This window comes from Candidatus Pantoea formicae, assembly GCF_011752625.1.
Lineage (GTDB): Bacteria > Pseudomonadota > Gammaproteobacteria > Enterobacterales > Enterobacteriaceae > Pantoea > Pantoea formicae.
This window is the reverse complement of record NZ_VWXD01000001.1, coordinates 840,433-858,590: the sequence shown is the minus strand read 5'-3', so window position 1 is coordinate 858,590 and position 18,158 is coordinate 840,433. Positions and strand designations below refer to the sequence as shown.

14 protein-coding genes are annotated in these 18,158 nt (G+C 49.5%); 9 read left to right on the top strand and 5 right to left on the bottom strand.

What is annotated here, in order from left to right:
- Positions 1-16 precede the first annotated feature (16 nt).
- Together F3J38_RS04105 and F3J38_RS04100 are read right to left on the bottom strand one after the other, a co-directional pair.
- Entirely contained in the window at positions 17-1,381 is a 1,365-nt protein-coding gene (locus F3J38_RS04105) for a putative bifunctional diguanylate cyclase/phosphodiesterase (RefSeq protein ID WP_167135292.1), read from the bottom strand.
- 283 nt (positions 1,382-1,664) lie between these two features.
- Positions 1,665-1,919: a biofilm/acid-resistance regulator YmgB/AriR gene (locus tag F3J38_RS04100; protein ID WP_167135290.1), complete on the bottom strand. Its 255-nt coding sequence runs from the start codon at positions 1,917-1,919 to the stop codon at positions 1,665-1,667.
- Between the two features lie 1,026 nt (positions 1,920-2,945).
- On the opposite strand from F3J38_RS04100, the gene F3J38_RS04095 reads away from it, so the two are divergent.
- The 3 genes from F3J38_RS04095 to F3J38_RS04085 all read left to right on the top strand — a co-directional run bounded on the left by F3J38_RS04095 (position 2,946) and on the right by F3J38_RS04085 (position 4,715).
- Positions 2,946-3,506 carry a non-canonical purine NTP pyrophosphatase gene (locus tag F3J38_RS04095; protein ID WP_167135288.1) on the top strand — a complete coding sequence of 187 codons (561 nt, stop codon included), beginning with the start codon at positions 2,946-2,948 and terminating at the stop codon, positions 3,504-3,506.
- Positions 3,503-4,297, top strand: a complete 795-nt coding sequence (locus F3J38_RS04090) for an SIR2 family protein (RefSeq protein WP_010618046.1) — start codon at positions 3,503-3,505, stop codon at positions 4,295-4,297. Before F3J38_RS04095 ends, F3J38_RS04090 begins: the two co-directional genes overlap by 4 nt.
- Before the next feature lie 73 nt (positions 4,298-4,370).
- Positions 4,371-4,715: a YebG family protein gene (locus F3J38_RS04085; protein WP_167135287.1), complete on the top strand. Its 345-nt coding sequence runs from the start codon at positions 4,371-4,373 to the stop codon at positions 4,713-4,715.
- Positions 4,716-4,803: 88 nt separating this feature from the next.
- On the opposite strand, the gene F3J38_RS04080 is transcribed toward F3J38_RS04085, so the two are convergent.
- Both F3J38_RS04080 and F3J38_RS04075 read right to left on the bottom strand, forming a co-directional pair.
- On the bottom strand, positions 4,804-5,910 hold the full coding sequence (locus F3J38_RS04080) for a Fic family protein (protein ID WP_167135285.1): 1,107 nt from the start codon (positions 5,908-5,910) through the stop codon (positions 4,804-4,806).
- Positions 5,911-6,081: 171 nt separating this feature from the next.
- Positions 6,082-8,088, bottom strand: a complete 2,007-nt coding sequence (locus F3J38_RS04075; RefSeq protein ID WP_167135283.1) for a TonB-dependent siderophore receptor — start codon at positions 8,086-8,088, stop codon at positions 6,082-6,084.
- Positions 8,089-8,214: 126 nt separating this feature from the next.
- On the opposite strand from F3J38_RS04075, the gene F3J38_RS04070 reads away from it, so the two are divergent.
- The 6 genes from F3J38_RS04070 (at position 8,215) to F3J38_RS04045 (ending at position 16,669) form a co-directional block, all read left to right on the top strand.
- Entirely contained in the window at positions 8,215-9,093 is an 879-nt protein-coding gene (locus F3J38_RS04070) for a helix-turn-helix domain-containing protein (RefSeq protein ID WP_167135281.1), read from the top strand.
- 201 nt (positions 9,094-9,294) lie between these two features.
- Complete coding sequence (locus tag F3J38_RS04065) at positions 9,295-9,708, top strand: hypothetical protein (protein ID WP_369410985.1); 414 nt, start codon at positions 9,295-9,297, stop codon at positions 9,706-9,708.
- Positions 9,695-11,452, top strand: a complete 1,758-nt coding sequence (locus F3J38_RS04060; RefSeq protein WP_167135279.1) for an ABC transporter ATP-binding protein — start codon at positions 9,695-9,697, stop codon at positions 11,450-11,452. The genes F3J38_RS04065 and F3J38_RS04060 overlap by 14 nt, the downstream gene beginning before the upstream one ends.
- Positions 11,439-13,154 carry an ABC transporter ATP-binding protein gene (locus F3J38_RS04055; RefSeq protein ID WP_167135277.1) on the top strand — a complete coding sequence of 572 codons (1,716 nt, stop codon included), beginning with the start codon at positions 11,439-11,441 and terminating at the stop codon, positions 13,152-13,154. The genes F3J38_RS04060 and F3J38_RS04055 overlap by 14 nt, the downstream gene beginning before the upstream one ends.
- Positions 13,155-13,691: 537 nt before the next feature.
- Positions 13,692-16,148, top strand: coding sequence for a membrane-bound PQQ-dependent dehydrogenase, glucose/quinate/shikimate family (locus F3J38_RS04050; protein ID WP_205298103.1), 2,457 nt, complete (start codon positions 13,692-13,694; stop codon positions 16,146-16,148).
- A gap of 197 nt (positions 16,149-16,345) precedes the next feature.
- Entirely contained in the window at positions 16,346-16,669 is a 324-nt protein-coding gene (locus F3J38_RS04045) for a hypothetical protein (protein WP_167135275.1), read from the top strand.
- A 444-nt stretch (positions 16,670-17,113) separates the two neighbouring features.
- On the opposite strand, the gene F3J38_RS04040 is transcribed toward F3J38_RS04045, so the two are convergent.
- On the bottom strand, positions 17,114-18,145 hold the full coding sequence (locus tag F3J38_RS04040) for a methionine synthase (protein WP_084931186.1): 1,032 nt from the start codon (positions 18,143-18,145) through the stop codon (positions 17,114-17,116).
- Between the last annotated feature and the right edge of the window lie 13 nt (positions 18,146-18,158).

Sequence of the window (18,158 nt, the reverse complement as noted above, 5' to 3'; positions counted from 1 at the left end):
CGCCTTTTTAGAGGTTCTAAGCATTTTTCGATTTACGGATCCACAGCGCTGCGTCTGCTGCAGGTAAGGGGCGAGCAAAATGGTAGCCCTGGAATAGATGACAGCCTTTATGACGTAGATAATCGAAATACTCTTCGCTTTCGATACCCTCGGCTAACACGTTAAGTCCCATTTCGCGCGAGAGTTCAATCGTCTTGTGTACCACAATGGCAGCCGATTCATTCTCAAAAATATGCATAATGAGTGATTTATCAATTTTGATGTCATCAATGGCAAAATCACTAAGAGATTTGAGGGAAGAATAGCCTACCCCGAAATCATCAATCGCCCATTTAATCCCCAGCCCGCTGAAGTGCGCAATGACGTCACCGATTTTCTGCTGATCGTAGATAAAAGTGGTTTCTGTAATCTCAAACTTTAGCCTTTCCGGGCTGATTTTATAATTCGCAAGGATTTTCAGCGTATCTTGTGTGAAATCCCGATGCATAAGTTGCAGTGGACTAATATTGACCGAAAACTTTAAGCGGCTGAGGTTGTACATACGGTCCCACTCTGACATCTGTTGCAGGGTGCGTTCCATGACCCATTTCCCGATATCAATAATCAGACCGCTTTTCTCAGCGACGGGAATGAAAACTTCTGGCGAGATAAAACCCTTAACAGGATGTTTCCAGCGTAATAACGCTTCGAAACCAATCAGTTTTTTTTCCGCATCAACTTGTGGCTGATAGTAGACCTCTAATTCATTTTTTTCGATGGCATTTGATAGCTCGCGTTTTATCAGATCGGTTTCTGAATAATCACCGCGTGAGGTATATACCGTTAATAACAATGCAACGATTGGGACACTGCAATTGACAATATAGAAGCCAGCATCCTGAGGGATATTGAGATGAAAAGCGCCTTGTTGCCAGGTCAGGCCTGTCACGACAAACACCAGGTAACTAAAAAAACAGATGAGAGGGAACACTTTACTGAGGTAGTTGGACTGTTGGCGTAACACCAACGCTGAGCCCACGGTCAATGCCAGTAAGTAATTGTACTCTGAATGTTTGGCTGCTACATGATAGTTGTCGACTAAAAGCAGCATAATGATGCTGGCTAACAGCGAGTGAACGATGATGTACAGATTACGTTGTAAGCCATTATAAAATGCCGAGCAGCTGATATAGCAACCGAGGAGAGTGCTGGCGCAATATAAACAGGCGATAGCGTTGTGACCACTGCTGAAGTTGAACCATGCCATGAAAACCCCAGCAAAGATGCTGGATGTTCCCGCAATCAATAAGGTTAGCCGTAGCTTCTTTTCCAAACTGTCACCCTTTAAAATAAAAGGGAGATTGTGAACCATAGAAATGCCTGAACGAAAATAAGAGCTCATTCGCCGTCTCAGTTTTTGTCATAATTATTTAATATCTTTGAGTCGCTATTTTAAGGGAAAAGCGGGACGGCTGTCATAAATGTTTTCACGAATTTTACACTAGCCAGAGATGAAGTTTTATTTGACATATGCTAAGACTATTCAGCATTTTTGGCAGGTAATTTGGCGGAATCAAACGACTTAAGTCGATTGACGCTTTCTCAACGTCGATGCTGTAGTGCGATGGAAAACCCCATATGAATGGGGTCGCAGCCTTTGAACACGCAAAATCTGAACGCTTTAATCAGCTGATGTCGTCAGGTGTACGCTGAACGATAATCTCAAGCGCGTTGCGATAGATGTCTTGTTTGATTACATCACTCTCGCATTCGAGCCGGAGGATAAGCGCAAGGATGATATCCTTGTTGGAAATACGCATTTTTTGCGCTGACAATTCCAGGCGTATTTCAGCGATAATCGCTCTCTCGCTCAGAAATTGTTCACCCGTGGTATGGAAGAAATCAATAAGCTGAGACTCCATGGTTACAGTAGGTTGCATACAAGCCTCACGAAATTAAGAATAAAATAATGTCTGCCAGTCATGAAGTGCGAAAATCATTGCTAGCGTCATTATGTCCGGCGAAAAAAGCACCTCTGAAGGTGGAAATCCACAACACCTTCAGAGGCGATGCAAAGCATCATTCGTTACGTACGGCCCCAGCCGCCTATCAAAGTTATACAAAACACATAAACTTGTACAATGGCAATTTTAGCTAAACGTGTGGTATTAGGTGTTTATAAAATACATCTTTAATATCTTTCAAATTTTTAAAACGTTAAAGAGTAGGTGATTGGCAGTAGTATTCATATTTATATAGTTTTGGTGTCAATTATCATCAAATTTTATGAATTAAATAACAGGCTAAAAGTTTCCAGAATTATCTTTAAAACTTGTACAGAAATGCCGGGTTACTGTTTTTTGTTCCTGTTTTTCGCAAAGCTAATCATTCATTTTCGATGCAATTTTATTTTTTTTTACCGTTTCGCTTTCCTATTTCCAGATAACCTACTAATGATAGATGTCGATAAAATCATAAGTAGAGGTGCGTTTGAACGCATACGAGTTAGATATTGAATTTTTTGCACTTCAATTAAGAAAGCATGCAGCTGCTCACCAAACAGGGATGTGTCTCCAGGAAGCGAAGTACCATGTAGACTTAACACTGCAGCAGATGAAGGAAGTACTGGGGAAAGACAAAGTTTTTCAGGTACTGAAATGGAATGAACTTCTGGCCATACTCGACAAGTTTAACAGCAACACCCAAGATCCTATGTGGAGGACGGTCATCAACCATGCCCGATTTCGGGTGAAAAGTAGGCGCAGCACGATCATTCATGCTCGCCGGCGATTCAAAGATTAAGATCACTAAAATACGACCTATCATGAGCTTAGCCACCGCGTTAGAATGCTGATGAGTTTGATAGATGAGATCATGGTTGATAGGGCAGCAAAATTAAATCGGGGGATACCCCCGGATATAATGCCGACAATCGAAATTTAACCTATTAAAAACAGCTGATTGCAATGAAAATACGCTTCCTTTCCGCGAATGAGCTAAAGCTGGCTGAAGTCCGTACCATTCTTGAGCCAGTCGGCGTTGAAGTGATACCCATCGCCCGTCGTATTGAAGAGATCCAGACTGAAAATGAAGTGGAATTGGTGCGTGACAAACTCACCAAAGCTTTTTCCATCATCGGCCGCCCGCTATTCGTTGAACACACGGGGCTTTATCTCGATGGGCTCAACGGCTTGCCGGCCGGGTTGACGCGTATTTTTTGGAGCCGTTTGAATGCTGAACGTTTCACTAAGTTGGTCAACGGGTTAGAGACGCCCAATGTGACAGCCAAAACCGTGCTGGGCTATTGTGATGGGCGCAAAATGTATCAATTCGAAGGCCAGTTGCGTGGCACTATCGCGCCGGAACCTGCTGGACCTCGTGAGTTTCAATGGGATTGTGTTTTTATCCCTGAAGGGCACTCACAGACCTTTGCCGAAATGGGCGAATTAAAAAATGAGATCTCAATGCGACGTCTGGCGCTGGACCGCTTTGCCACCTTTTTAAAAACATCGCGAGGACTGGCATGAAACCGGAACTCAAACGCGCCTACGATGCAGGAAAATTAATCCTGTTTGCGGGGGCAGGAATCTCACGCAATCTTGGCTTGCCGGAGTGGCACGAGTTAATTGCCCACCTCGCCAATGAACTGGGTTACGATCCTAAGATCTTCAACACTTACGGTACGCATCTGTCGCTTGCAGAATACTACAAGCAGCGCAAGGGCTCGCTAGGGCCGCTGCGTAGCTGGATGGACCGTGAATGGCATCGGCCTGACATAGACGTGCGCAGCTCTGAAATCCACACCATGATCACCCAAGGAAACTTCTCGCGCATCTACACTACCAACTACGATCGCTGGTTAGAGATGGCGCATGAAGCCCATAACGTGCCGTACAGTAAAGTGGCCAATGCCGCTGATTTGGTGTCATTAACCGAAGACAAACGCCATATTATTAAACTTCATGGTGATTTTGACGATGATACGTCCATCGTGCTGGATGAAAGCAGCTACTTTGAACGCCTCTATTTTGATTCGCCGCTCGATATCAAACTGACACACGATGTGATGGGTAACTCCGTGCTGTTTGTGGGCTACAGCATCAGTGATTTTAATATTCGTTTGTTATTCTATCGACTGACGAAAATGTGGGGCCGAACAGGGCTTGCTACCGCCAGGCCGAAATCCTACCTGTTTACCAATCGTAATAATCCCGTAGCGAAAGAGGTGCTGGGACAGTGGGGGATAGAGATGATCGTTTCCGAAGAAGATGATCCCCGCAAAGCACTGGCGACTTTTCTGGAAGAATTATTGGCTTAGTGGGCAAAAGTGGTTGCTCAAAAAAGTTTGCTTAGAATATACTGTATATAAATACAGTTAACCGAGGTGCATCATGGCAGTCGAAACCAAATATGTTGTTGTCAGAAAGGGTGAAGAAAAGATGACGTTTGCCAATAAAAAAGACGCGGATGCCTGGGACAAGATGCTCGATATGGCTGATGCTTTCACTGATTGGTTGCAACAGCATCAGCCTGAACTGGATGAAGCACAGGCTGAAGCATTGGGCATGTTACTGGCAGAACAGAAAGACGCAGTGCAACATATTCTGCGCACCAGCAAGTTACCGGATGCAGTAAAAGAAGACGCCGTCGAAAGTGAGGAAGTGGCAACTGCTGAACCTGTTGAAGAAAGTGCCAGTGCACCTGAAAAGAAAGTGCGTGCAGTGAAAGCGGCCTAATTTCAAGATTCCTTTTGCAGAGTATCCCGCCGATGCGTTGGGGTGCTATGTGAATAAACAGCGAAGAACTCAGTCCGGTTCTTCGCTGTTATTGTCTTATCTGGTAACGCGTACTGCGCCCACCCCCCGGTAACTTCTCCAGGCATCCTTTCTCTACCAGCTCCACCAGATGGCGGGTTGCTGTGGCTTTACTGACCTTGGCCACCTTTTGATATTGGCTGGCGCTAATCCCCTCAACAAATCCCTGTTCACCGCCATCCAGCAAACGATTAAGTACACGCTTTTGTTCTGCATTAAGCTGAGTGGCATTGTGCATTAACCAAAAGCGGGCTTTATTCTGCGTACGCGATACCGTCGTGAGAGCCTGCTCCAGGCTGTCATTCAACACATCAAGGAACCAGCAAAGCCAATCTGTGACGTCCATTGCTCCGCGCTGGGTCTCTTGCAAAATACGATAGTAATCACCCCGCCGCGCCAGTATGGATGCTGACATGGCGTACAGACGAATACTCTGGCTATCTGCTTGAGACAATGCCAGATCGGTCAATGCACGTGTTATACGACCGTTGCCGTCATCAAACGGATGTAGCGTGACAAACCATAAATGACATAGTGCGGCACGTAACAGTGGATCAAGCCGCACGTCATTTTTGCTTTGGTTGAACCAGTCGATAAATCGATCGAGTTGTACTTCAAGTCCTACACGCGGGGGAGCTTCAAAATGTACGGTGGGACGGTCAATTCTGCCAGACACCACTTGCATCGGTTCTTCACCACGTAATGTACCCACGTTGAAACGCTTAATGGACCACTCGCTAGTTGGGAAAAGCCATTGGTGCCAAAGGCATAAACGCTCCATTGTGAATGGTGTATCGCGCTGTGTGATGGCATCCAACATCATTTTAGCAAGACCTTCCGATCGCTCAGACACTGGATAAGGTTGCTCCAGTGACACCCCCAAACGGCGCGCGAGTGAAGATCGAACCGACTGTGCGTTGACGCGTTCATCTTCTATAGCTGAAGATGAGAGGATATTTGTCAGTAGCGTATCCAGGGTTTGCTGTTCGTTGTTTTCAACAACACCTGCGCGCCCCAGCAATATGCCACGCTGCTGCTGTAAATGGCGGAGTCGTGGCAATAGTGTGTCTTCCTGCCAACGAAATTGAGGCCAATCAGGCTGTTCCCATATCCACATCTTTTAGCCCCTAATTCAGAATGGTGCGCCGAATAATGTTCTTAATCGGCTCACTATATGAGCCGAATAATATTTTATTCAGCTCATTTCTTGAGTCAAATAATAATGCTTATTTGGCTCAGTCTTCAGACTAAAAGTGTGGCAGCTTCCTTGCTGCCGGGCGCAACGCGATTAAAACATCTCTATGCGGACATCGACACCTGCCGTCCGGCCATTGTTGACTTGAGCAAACGCGGTCGTCCCACTCAGGAAGCCATAGGTGCGGTAGCGCTTGTCAAACACATTATCAACATATGCAGACACGGTGACACGATCGCTGGCTTGCCAGCCTAAACGCAAATCAGTGGTGCTATAACTTCCTTGGCGAAGTTGATTATCACCATCAAAGAACTGCGGGCCGACCAAATTGACGGCCGCACGTGGTAGCAGTGAACCCCATGGTGTCTCGATTGTACCGCTCAGGCTGGTGCCGGTGGCGTAGCGCGGTACATAAGGAACACGCTGGTCAGCATAACTTTCGCTGCTGCCGGTGAATTGCGAGCGAACCACGTTACCGTTCACTGCCCATAACCATCCAGGCGTAAATTGCCAGCTAGCGCTCAGCTCCGCTCCACTGGCATCGGCACTCCCGGCATTGCTAATCGTTTGGTAACCGACTGGGCCGGAAAACAGTTGAAGATTACGTGTGTGCGTATAGAACAGCGCGCCATCGACTTGCCACGCGCCTTGCTGGTAGCGGCTCCCAATCTCGTAGTTCATGGAGCGTTCGGCATCATAAGCATCGGCGGATGTACCCGCTACCGGCGTCACAGAGAAACCGGCAGGTTTATAGCCCTGAGCCGCGCGAGCGTACAGACGCCATCCATCGGTGAGCTGATAGCCGGTGGAGAGTTGGCCTAAAATCTGGTCATCACGGTGGGTATTGCTGTCACCCCATGGATAGCCTTGCGTGGAGCCGCTATAGCGCGTTTCCGCTTTATCGTGCGAGTAGCGCAAACCTGCACCCAAGTCCCAGCGAGAGGTGACATGCCAGGTGAGGTCGGTATAGGCGGCCAACGTTTCGGCTTGGTTATGTGAGCGAGTGGACGTCAGAGGTGTGCCAGCATAGTCGTAATGGGAATCGAGCGATTCTCTCGTATCCTGACGATACAAACCGAATACGGCATCCAGGGTATCGTTGCCGCGCGTAGCCGCTCGAATTTCCTGCACGTTCTGGTTCCAGTTTTCAGGCAGATTGGCCGTATAACCACTGTACGGGAATTTACGATCGTACTCCTGTTGCTGCCAGGCACTGACCACGCTGATGATCCAGTCTTCGGTGGTATAGCGGCCGCTCAATGATTGGCTGTGGCTGCAACTGCGTAGATAAGGATCGCCACCACCAGGACTAATATCTAAAGTACGGCTTTTTACGTCAGCAAAAGGCACATAGGTGTCTTGTGTCGCATGGGTACAGGTTTCGGTCACCGCCGCGCTGACTTCCCATGGTTGATTATCCGGCGCTAAACGCAAGCGTACGTTGCCTGCATTGGTGCGCGAACCACCCAAGTGATCGCTGCCCGTCTCTGGGTTGGTCATTGAACCCTGATCAACCTGGCGCAGTAAGGTTGCGCTACCATATAACAACCCATCCTGAATCGGCCCACTGACGTTGATCTTGCTGTGATAGCCATCGCGACTAGCATAACCCCCTTCAACGTAGCCGCGCGCGGTACTGTCCGGCTGATGCGTGACAATATTGATTATGCCGCCTTGGGCACTTTTGCCATAGAGCGTGCCTTGTGGCCCGCGCAGCATTTCAACGCTATCCACATCCAGCAACGGCTGCATGGCCAGCGTTGAGAGTTGTGGCACGCCATCCACATAAAAACTCACCGCTGGATTGTAGAAATCTTGTGCCGAAGAAATCCCGCGCAGCGAAGCGGATTGGAACAATAAGCTGCCGCTATTGCCCATTTGCAGGCCAGGCAGTACACGCGGTAGCAGATCGGTACGACTGACGTTGGCATCCGCTAGCGTGCTGGCGTCCACTTTGACGACAGAAACGTTGCGCGACGATGCTGCGGTAGCGGCTTGTTTGCTGGCGGTGACCACTAATGTATCGGCCTCTTCGGCATGTGCGCAGTAGTTGAGTAACAGAAGTGAACTGATACAAAGGGCAATCGGTTTTAACTGCATGGCAATACGTCCCTGAGGTAGTAAAGCCCATGAGATTACGGAAGCGGGGGAGAAAAACATTGCACGGATTAGACCAAAATTGCACGATAAAGCTAAATAGAAATCATTATCATTACGGAGTGAAGGGTGAATCAGTCGCATCAGCAGGCATTGCTTCAATCAGGCATTCATCACTATTTGGCAGGCAAGTTGAAACTCACACGGGTTTACACCACCTTACAGCAAGATTTACGCCTGCGTGGAAGTAGCGATGCGCATCTGTCATTGGTGATTATGCGTGAAGGAAGTGGTCATTTTTCTTTGCAGAAAGGCGTTGTGCAACCTTTTCAACCCGGTTCATTACTGCTCTCCAGTTCGCAGCTGCCTTGTGAAGGCGAAGACTTCTTCCCCCGTAACTATCTGTATGACTTACAGATCATTAACTACCCTGTGCAATTACTTGATGCGCTACAAGCAGTAGGTTTGGACTGCTCAGGGGAGAACGGCAAGATTTATCGCGCCAACCTGACTTCGTCTCTGCTAGAGATACAGTGCGAGATTGATGATGCCTGTCGGGATCAAAGTGCTTTTGGCCAGTTGCGTCTTGAAGGGCTTCTGTTGCTGATGTTGTGGCAGAGCATTGAACAAATTCAGCAAGGAGAATGCTATCAAGCAGGTGGCACGAAACTAATGGGGCGCGACCGTCAGCGGTTGATCAAGGCGCGGGATTATATGCGTGAACATGCTTGCAGCAGCTTAACGTTAGAGCAGGTGGCTCGCGCCGCAGGCCTAAGCCAACTGGCTTTTAAGCGTGGTTTTCGCGCCATGTTTACCATCACTCCTTGGAACTTCATCATTGAATGCCGACTGGAACAGGCGCTGGGTTTCGTCAAAAGCTCGAATTACACATTAGATGAGATTGCCACACGGTGTGGCTTTTCCCATGCCAGCCATCTTACCCGCTATTTTCAGCGTCGCTACGGGCAGTCTCCAGGGCGCTATCGCCGACAGGCTTCTTCTGATTAACGTGAATTGAATCTCATAACTTTGTCGATGTTGTTCATTTTATCGTCTGCTGTGGCGATTTCAGGCTGAAATTTTCGCTTGCGGTGAGAATTATAATGATTATTATTCGCATCAAATTGCCGAAAAAACAGTCTTAGGGTCAAAGGATGTTTCCCCTAAACCCGCAAGGCGCGTGGTTCGCTAACAAGGAGTGCCGTCATAGTGGAATCCGTTATTGATATCAGCCGTTGGCCATTAGTGTATTACGTGATGCCTGAACAAGTGGGCGAGGAGGATGCGCACAAACATATTGCTGAACTGCAGGCCATTCTGGATCGTCAGCAGCCTTTTGTGTTGATTTTCAGTGGGGTTGAACTGCCACAAAATTCCGCTGAATTTTTCCGACAATACAAGGCTTGGGGCAAACGGACACGCACCGCTCAGCAACGTTTCTGCCGTGGTGCGGTGCGCGTAGAAACTGATGCCGCCAAGCGCCGTTCTTTCTGGCGTAAAGCCCTACGCTATCTGACTCAAAGTACCATTCCCTATCCCTACCGTGTTGTGGCAAATGAGGCTGAAGCGCAGGAACAAGCAGCGCAGTGGCTGGCTGCAGGGGCAAAACATGACGCACGCTAGGGCAAGCTCGCCGCTGCGCGACACGTTAAGTCTGCTTCGAGGGGAGAGCAGCACGTTTTTGCTGGCATTGTGTCTGGCTGCGGTGGCAGTGATGCTTGAGCTGGTGCCCTACGTGTTGTTATGGCAGGCCGCTATCGCTGTTGACCCTGCGAATACGCTGATGAACTTGGCGGGGTGGTTACTTACGGCGCTGATTGGCAAATATGCGTTGTTGTCACTTGCAGGTTATTTCAGCCATCTCACCGCATTCCGCGTGCTCTATCAAACCCGATTGCGCCTCGCGCAGTCATTGGCACGTATCGCATTGCTGCGTCTCAGCCCTTATAGCAGTGCCAGTCTGCGTAACATCATCCTGAATGACGTCGAGCGGGTTGAAAATTTCATCGCGCACCACAGTGTTGATTTGATTGGCGCGCTGTTAAGTCCCTTGATCGCCGCGCTGTTCCTGTTCTGGCTTGACTGGCCCATGGCGCTCGCGGCACTGGCTACTGTTCCTTTGGCGCTGCTGGCGCAAAAGATATTTTCTCGGGGTATGGCGGAGCGAACGGCACAGTATCATCGCGCTTCCGCGGAACTTGACAGCGCGCTGGTGGAATATGTCCGAGGTGTGCCTGTGATGAAAGCATTTCAGCAATCATCACGTGCATTTCGCCTGCTGAATCAGCGGCTGGATGCTTACCATCAGTTGGTGGTGAATTTCACTCGCCACGCCGTGCCAGCATGGTCTGCTTTTGTCGTGATCCTTAATGCGAACTTATTCATCTTGCTGCCGATTGGCTTGTGGCGGGTGGCGCATGGCAGCCTCACTATTGGGACACTGCTGTTGGTGCTCATTCTCGGTAGTGGCTTGCTCAAGCCTTTGCTGCGCGTCACATTTTTAAGCTCCATGCTGAGGGAAATTTTTTCCGGTGTGGGAAGAATTATGCCGCTGTTGGATTGCCCTCCACCGCAACCCGAAACGGCGTTGCCGGTATCCAACGTATTACAAACGCATCAACTGAGTTTCGGATACGACGACACGAATGTGGCGAAATCTGTCTCGCTTCGGTTTGAGACGGGGCGTTTCTACGCCTTGGTTGGACCCTCGGGGGCGGGGAAGTCCACGCTTGCCTGTTTGCTAGCAGGATTATTACCGCCTTCACAGGGAGATATCACACTGGGTGAGGTTAGCGTCCAACAGCTGCATGATGCGACGCGCGCGCAACGCTTAGCATTGGTATCGCAAGAGGTATTTCTGCTACAGGGCACCTTGGCCGATAACTTACGGCTCGGGAATCCGCAGGCCAGTGAAGCCGAATTGTGGCAGGCGTTAACCTTGGCACAGGCCGAAAACTGGGTGCGTAGTTTGCCGCAAGGACTTCACAGCACCGTGGGGGAACGAGGTGTGACATTGTCAGGAGGCGAGCGGCAGCGGATAGCGATCGCCCGCGCACTGGTTGCCCATACCCCGATTTTGATTCTTGACGAGGCCACCGCGTTTGCCGATGCCTTAACCGAAGCGGCGTTTTATCGCGCGCTCCGCTTGGCGCGTCCCGATACCACACTCATCAGCATCGCGCACCGCTTGTTTGCCGTGCAGCAAGCTGATTGCATCGTCATGATGGCGCAAGGTGAGGTTGCTGCGCAGGGACGGCACGAAAGTTTATTAGCCAGCGACATGGGATATCAGATGTTATGGCACAGCCAGTTTGATCTAGCACACTGGCATATTCGTGCAGAGGAAACCAATTATGTCACTGATTAATCGGGTATTGAGCCAGCCTTCTGCCGGACGTTCGCAATTACTGACAGGGATGTTATGTCGTTTCCTGGCCCAATTGTGCATGGTATTGCCGTTTTTCATTGCCTGGTGGGGCATTGCTAAAGTGACAACGTCACACTTGGATGCGTTATTTTGGGGGCAACTCGCGGCAGTACTGCTCCTTTGCCTGGCTGGGCAACTGGTGTTTTCGCATATCGGACAGTTACGTTGTTTTTTAGGCAGTTATCAACTGATGCACGATGTGCGTGAAACCACCACTGACAAACTACGCCACCTTCCGCTCGGTTATTTTCAGCGCAAAAGATTGGGTGAAACCAGCACATTACTGACGGATGCCATGCGTCGCGTCGAGGAGATCTTCTCACATTTGCTCCCGGAGGTGATTGCGGGACTGGCGACGTCGCTGATTTTCCTGCTGGGTTTAACCTGCATCGATCTGCGTTTAACGCTGGCGTTGGTGGTGACATTGCCACCCGCAGTGCTGCTGATGTGGTGGATGGGAAAACGATTGTTAATGGGTACACAGCAACAGGGCGCGCGCTTCGTGCAGGCGTCAGGGCTACTGCTAGAGTTCATCAGTGGAATCAGAACGCTACGCTTATATCATCGCGCAGGGCCAATGGTTCAGCGGCTTGATGAGTCCTTTGCCGCGATTCGCCGTGCCAGTATGGGAATTGAGGCTTGGGGTGGTGGCAGTGTGCAGCTTTTTCGTTTGCTCATGGAATGCGGTGTTGTGTTGCTCTTTCTCATGGCGGCACATCTTTTCCAACTGCAAGAAATTAGCCTTTTAACGTGGCTATTGTTTGTGCTGGTCGCGGTCAAGGTCATTGATCCGCTGCTGGAAGCCGCAGCCTATTTCACTTTACTGCGTGTCATGCAGCAATCCGCCTCGCGCATTGATGCACTTATGGCGCAGCCTGGCATGCCGGAACAGGGTACGCGCGATCTAACACCACAGAATGATATTGCTTTTGAAAAGGTTAGCTTTGCCTATCAGGACGATGAGGTGGTGAAGGACATCAGCTTCCGTGTACCGGAAGGGAGCGTCACGGCGATTGTCGGCACATCGGGCAGTGGCAAAAGCACGCTACTGCATTTGTTGGGCGGTTTCTGGCCGATCGCTACAGGTGAAATCACCTTGGGCAGCGTGCCACTCCAGTCACTCGGCAGTGAGCAAATATACAGCCGCATCGGTTATGTATTCCAGGACGTGCAACTCTTTGATGGCAGCGTGATGGATAACGTGCGCATTGGCCGTCCTGAAGCCAGTGATGAAGCAGTACGTGCGGCCTGCCATGCCGCACATTGCGACGATTTTATCTCGCGTCTGCCGCAAGGTTATGACACTCCGTTGGGTGAGGGCGCCCAGCGCTTGTCAGGCGGCGAGAGACAGCGTTTGTCAATTGCCCGAATGATGCTTAAAAATCCGCCCATTATTGTACTGGATGAAGCGACGGCATTATTGGACCCCCTGTCTCAGGCTGAGGTTCAGCAGGCGTTAACGCAACTGGCGAAAGGGAAAACGGTCGTAATGGTGGCGCACCGGTTGCGAACGGTTGAATTTGCTTCTCAGATTCTGGTGCTGGAAAAAGGGCGAATTGTGCAATCCGGGGTACACCAGGAACTGGTTAAACGTCCCGGATTGTATCGCGAGTTGTGGACAGCACAGGAGGGTGAAAGCTAATCGACTTGGCGGCAAATCCCAATATTGAAGATTGCCTTTTGTCACCACCAGCTAATAGCAATCACCGCTATTTCTCAGGGATAGCGGTGATTCAGTATGAGACAGAATTAACGTTAAAAACGCAGCATCTAATGCGTAAACAGTGAGAATGTACCTGAGTAATAACTCACCATCCACGCGACATACACCAGCCACACCAATAACAATCCCGCCAAGCCCATTTTACCTGTCATGCTGAAATCCTCTTGTTATGCGGCGTTCTACGCCTGTAGGAATAAGCTGACAGCAGAGCAGGGTAGCGATCTTGCGCTAGATCAAAAAGAGTGTTTTTTGCTTGAGAAAATAAGTTGGTGAAAATTGCTCAAGGCGTGAAAATAATTCACCTCAGAAACTATTGGGGATTAGATGCCATAAAAGTGCGGATTGTTTCTCATCTTGATCAATAAACCCGGCAGAATCAGACCAATATCCTAAAATTTAGTGCGAAGTTTAAAAAATATTCAATCCTGTAATTATTTATGGCAAAGGAACATTATTTTGAACATCGCAAACCGAATAACCAGACTTTCATTCTGGAATAAATTATTTGCTCTGATTCTACTGCTGCTTGGTTTAACGCTTGCTGCAGGAGGAGGCTGGCTCGCGGTATTGGGGGGCAACTGGTATTACGTATTAGCCGGCATAGGGCTAATCATCTCTGCTGTACTGATTTTTATGAAACGCAGCAGTGGCGCAACTTGGTTTGCGCTGGTGTTTATAGGCACCTTAATCTGGACAATTCGGGAATCCGGGTTGGATTACTGGCGCTGGGTCCCACGTTTTGCACTCATGCTGATTCTGGGCATCTGGTTTGCTTTTCAGCTTCCCACACTGGCCCCCCGCATTAGCCGCGGTGCGTCTCGCGTGCTGGCTGGGGTGCTGATCCTGGCCTTTGCTGTGGCAGCGGCACTGCCTTTTGCGCCGCTAAATGAAACACCGGCGAAAGACGTACCTGCTGCGGGTTCTGCCAACTATTTGGCTGATACCGGCAACGGGAAAGCCTCCCTTCCTGACAGCGGTGATTGGTACACTTATGGCGGTTCGCTCGCGTCGCAACGTTTTGTTAATGCCAAGCAAATCACTCCAGAGAATGTCAAAAATCTCAAACTCGCGTGGCAATTTAGAACGGGGGATCTCCCGAAAGCGCGCTGGGGAGCCGAAAATACGCCAATTAAAGTGGGCGATACCTTGTACACCTGTACCGCGCGCAACAGGGTGTTTGCCCTTGATGCCGCGACAGGTAAAGAGAAGTGGCACTTTGACCCCAAAGTTAGTGACAAATCGATCCCCTACACTGCGGCTTGCCGTGGCTTAACCTGGTATGACAGCCAAACCAACAGCCACGCCACACTGGGGCAAGTGGCAGATGCACCAGCTGGTGATAATAATGATTGCCAGCAGCGGATCATTCTCGGCACGCTGGACGCGCGCATTATTGAATTGAATGCCAAAACCGGTGAAGTCTGCCGTAGTTTCGGTCATCAGGGAACGGTCAATCTGGCAGAAGATATGGGTGAGACCTATGACGGCTATGTGGCGATAAACTCTGCGCCTGTCGTCATCCGTGACACCTTAGTCGTGGCACACCAGACCATTGATGGTCAGCGCGCGTTTGGCCCTCCGGGCGTGATCAAAGCTTATGATGTTCGCACCGGTGCTGAAAAGTGGGCTTGGGACCCAGCAGCACCGGACACCGCAACGCCGAAAAAAGGGCCAAACGCCTATAAACGCGGCTCTCCAGATGTTTGGACTTCGTTTACCGGGGATGACAAGTTGGGGCTGGTCTACCTCCCTGTGGGCAACTCTTCCGGCGACTACTGGAGTGGCACACGTACACCAGCAGAGAACAAATATTCTGTTTCGCTGACTGCATTAAATATCGAAACCGGCCTTCCCGCCTGGACATTCCAGACCGCACATAAGGACGTGTGGGACTACGATCCCGGCTCACAGCCCACGCTGGTGGATTATCCTGATAAAACCGGGGGAAAAATCCCGGCGATTATCATGCCGACAAAACAGGGTGAAATTTATGTCCTGGATCGTCGAACGGGTAAATCGCTGTTTGGTGTCGAGGAGCGACCTGTTCCGGGCGGGGGAGCAGAGCCGGACCAGCGTTCACCTACGCAGCCTTATTCGTTATTCCATCACCTCAGCAAACCGGATTTAACGCCACAGGACATGTGGGGCCTCACGCCGGTCGACCAACTTGTATGTCGTATTCAGTTCCAGAAGGCGAGCTATAAAGGCCAATACACGCCTCCAGAGGCTGATCGTCACTCTATTGAATACCCAGGCTATAACGGTGGTTCGGATTGGGGCAGCATCGCTGTTGACCCGACACGCGGCATTATCATTGCTAACTACAACGATATGCCAAACTACAATATCTTGGTGCCTCGTGCTAAAGCGGATGCGCTTGGCTGGAAACCGCGTGATGAAATCCCTTACAACCCCCACGATACCGGACATGCCGAAGGGGCAGGCGATCCGCAGATTGGCGTGCCTTATGCGGTCAACGTCAATGCAGGCTGGCGTTTACCTTACACAGGTATGTTATGCAAGGAGCCACCATACGGCGGTATCCGAGCTATTGATATGCGTGACGGTCGCACTGTCTGGGATCGACCACTAGGCACCGCACGTCGCAATGGCCCATTCGGTATGCCAACCGGTCTCCCCATTAATATCGGTACGCCGAATAACGGAGGCACAGTGGTAACGGCCAGCGGCTTGATTTTTGTTGCAGCTGCCACCGATGACTTGATTCGCGCCATCGACATGCAAACAGGGAAAGAAGTGTGGAGCACGGAACTGCCTGCGGGAGGGCAAGCGAACCCGATGATCTATACGCAAAATGGCAGAGAATATCTGGTGATTGTTGCCGCCGGGCATCACTTTATGGAGACCCCAGAAGGTGATTATGTGATGGCGTACGCATTACCAGAAAAATAAATAAAAATGAGAAGCGGCGTGATAGAGGAATTTTTGCCAATATCACGCCTTATTTTTTCTTATAAATGAATGGCTCGAAAGTTAATATTGGTTGTTATTTTAAGCTTTCTACTTTACTGGTTCAGCTAATGACAGATAAAAGCAATGCGATACTCTTGCGCCACCACGCTGCGTGGTGTTGAAAATAAGGGTATGACATGAAAACACTCAGTGCTGAAGAAATGATGATGGTATCCGGTGCCGGTAATTATGCTGATAAACATGGAATGGGTAATCCAAAAAACAGTGGTAATTCGAACAACAAGGGCAATCCACGTTATAACGATCCCGGTGTAGCGAACTGTAATAAAGCGATTCTGATTGGCGGGGTGTTGGGCGCAGCAGGTGGCGGCCCTGTAGGGGCAGCACTGGGCATGGCCGGTGCCGCTTTGGGTAGCGATTGCTCAACATCTTCATCGTCCAACAACAACAGTGGCAGCCGCAATGGCGGCAGTAGCATTGGCGGCCAGTGCAGTTGGTAAATTAAATTAATGAGCCTGGCCCTAGTGTCAGGCTTTCAGGGAAGACTATGGGTAATCTAATCAAAGGTCTTTGCGTTTTTTTCGGCATAATGGTGGGTAATCTATTCCTTAATGGCGCAAGCGTGGGGAATGGAGAATATGCTGCCCCTGCTGAATTATCCCGATTAATGGTGACTACTTTAACCTGGTGGGGAACAATGAGCGTTTTTTTGAAAATTACCGGCTTTATTATGGGCAGGAAGAACAGAACCCCATGACGCATTCAGGCTCGATTTCAATATTTACAGGACGCTAATATCCAGTGCTTAAGATAGTTTATGAATATTGAGGTGAACGGATGGCTAACATTCAAAATGTTTAGTTCAATAGCCAGTCCGGCTGAGAGATGTGAGGCTAGCTCACATCTCTCAAACCCAGACTGATGTAGGCTATCAGCTGTTACGATTATTTGCCCAGCAGTTCATTGCGAACAATCGCAGCGCCCGCGCTCAACGCATTCAGTTTACCGCGCGCAATCTCACGAGATAATGGCGTCATACCGCAGTTGGTCGAAGGATAGAGTTTATCAGCATCGACAAACTGCAGTGCTTTACGCAGCGTGTCAGCGACTTGTTCCGGTGTCTCAATGTCATTAGTTGCGACATCAATGGCTCCAACCATGACTTTCTTACCGCGGATCAGCTCAATCAGATCCATTGGCACGCGCGAGTTCTGGCATTCCAGTGACACGATATCAATAGAAGACTGCTGCAGTTTAGGGAAGATCTCTTCATACTGTCGCCACTCTGAACCCAACGTCTTTTTCCAGTCAGTATTAGCTTTGATGCCATAGCCATAGCAGATATGCACGGCAGTCTCGCACTTGAGGCCTTCTACTGCACGTTCAAGAGCAGCGATACCCCAATCATTCACCTCATCGAAGAACACGTTAAAAGCGGGCTCATCGAACTGAATAATGTCGATGCCTACGGCCTCTAACTCTTTGGCTTCTTGGTTAAGGATCTTGGCAAATTCCCACGCCAGTTTTTCGCGGCTTTTGTAGTGATTATCATAAAGCGTATCGATCATGGTCATTGGACCCGGCAGAGCCCATTTGATGGGCTGCTTGGTTTGCTGACGCAAGAATTTTGCATCTTCAATGAACACAGGTTTCATACGTGCTACCGCATTAATAACGGTTGGCACACTCGCGTCATAGCGATTACGAATTCTCACGATCTCACGTTTTTCAAAATCAACGCCGTTGAGGTGTTCAATAAAGGTGGTAACGAAATGCTGGCGTGTTTGTTCGCCATCGCTAACGATATCAATACCGGCCTGAATTTGATCATCCAAAATCAAACGCAGCGCATCTTTTTTGCCGTCAACTAATTCCTGGCCTTGCAATTTCCACGGTGACCACAGAGTTTCTGGTTGTGCCAGCCAAGAGGGCTTCGGCAAGCTGCCTGCGGTGGAAGTGGGTAACAATGTTTTCATAATAAATGACCTT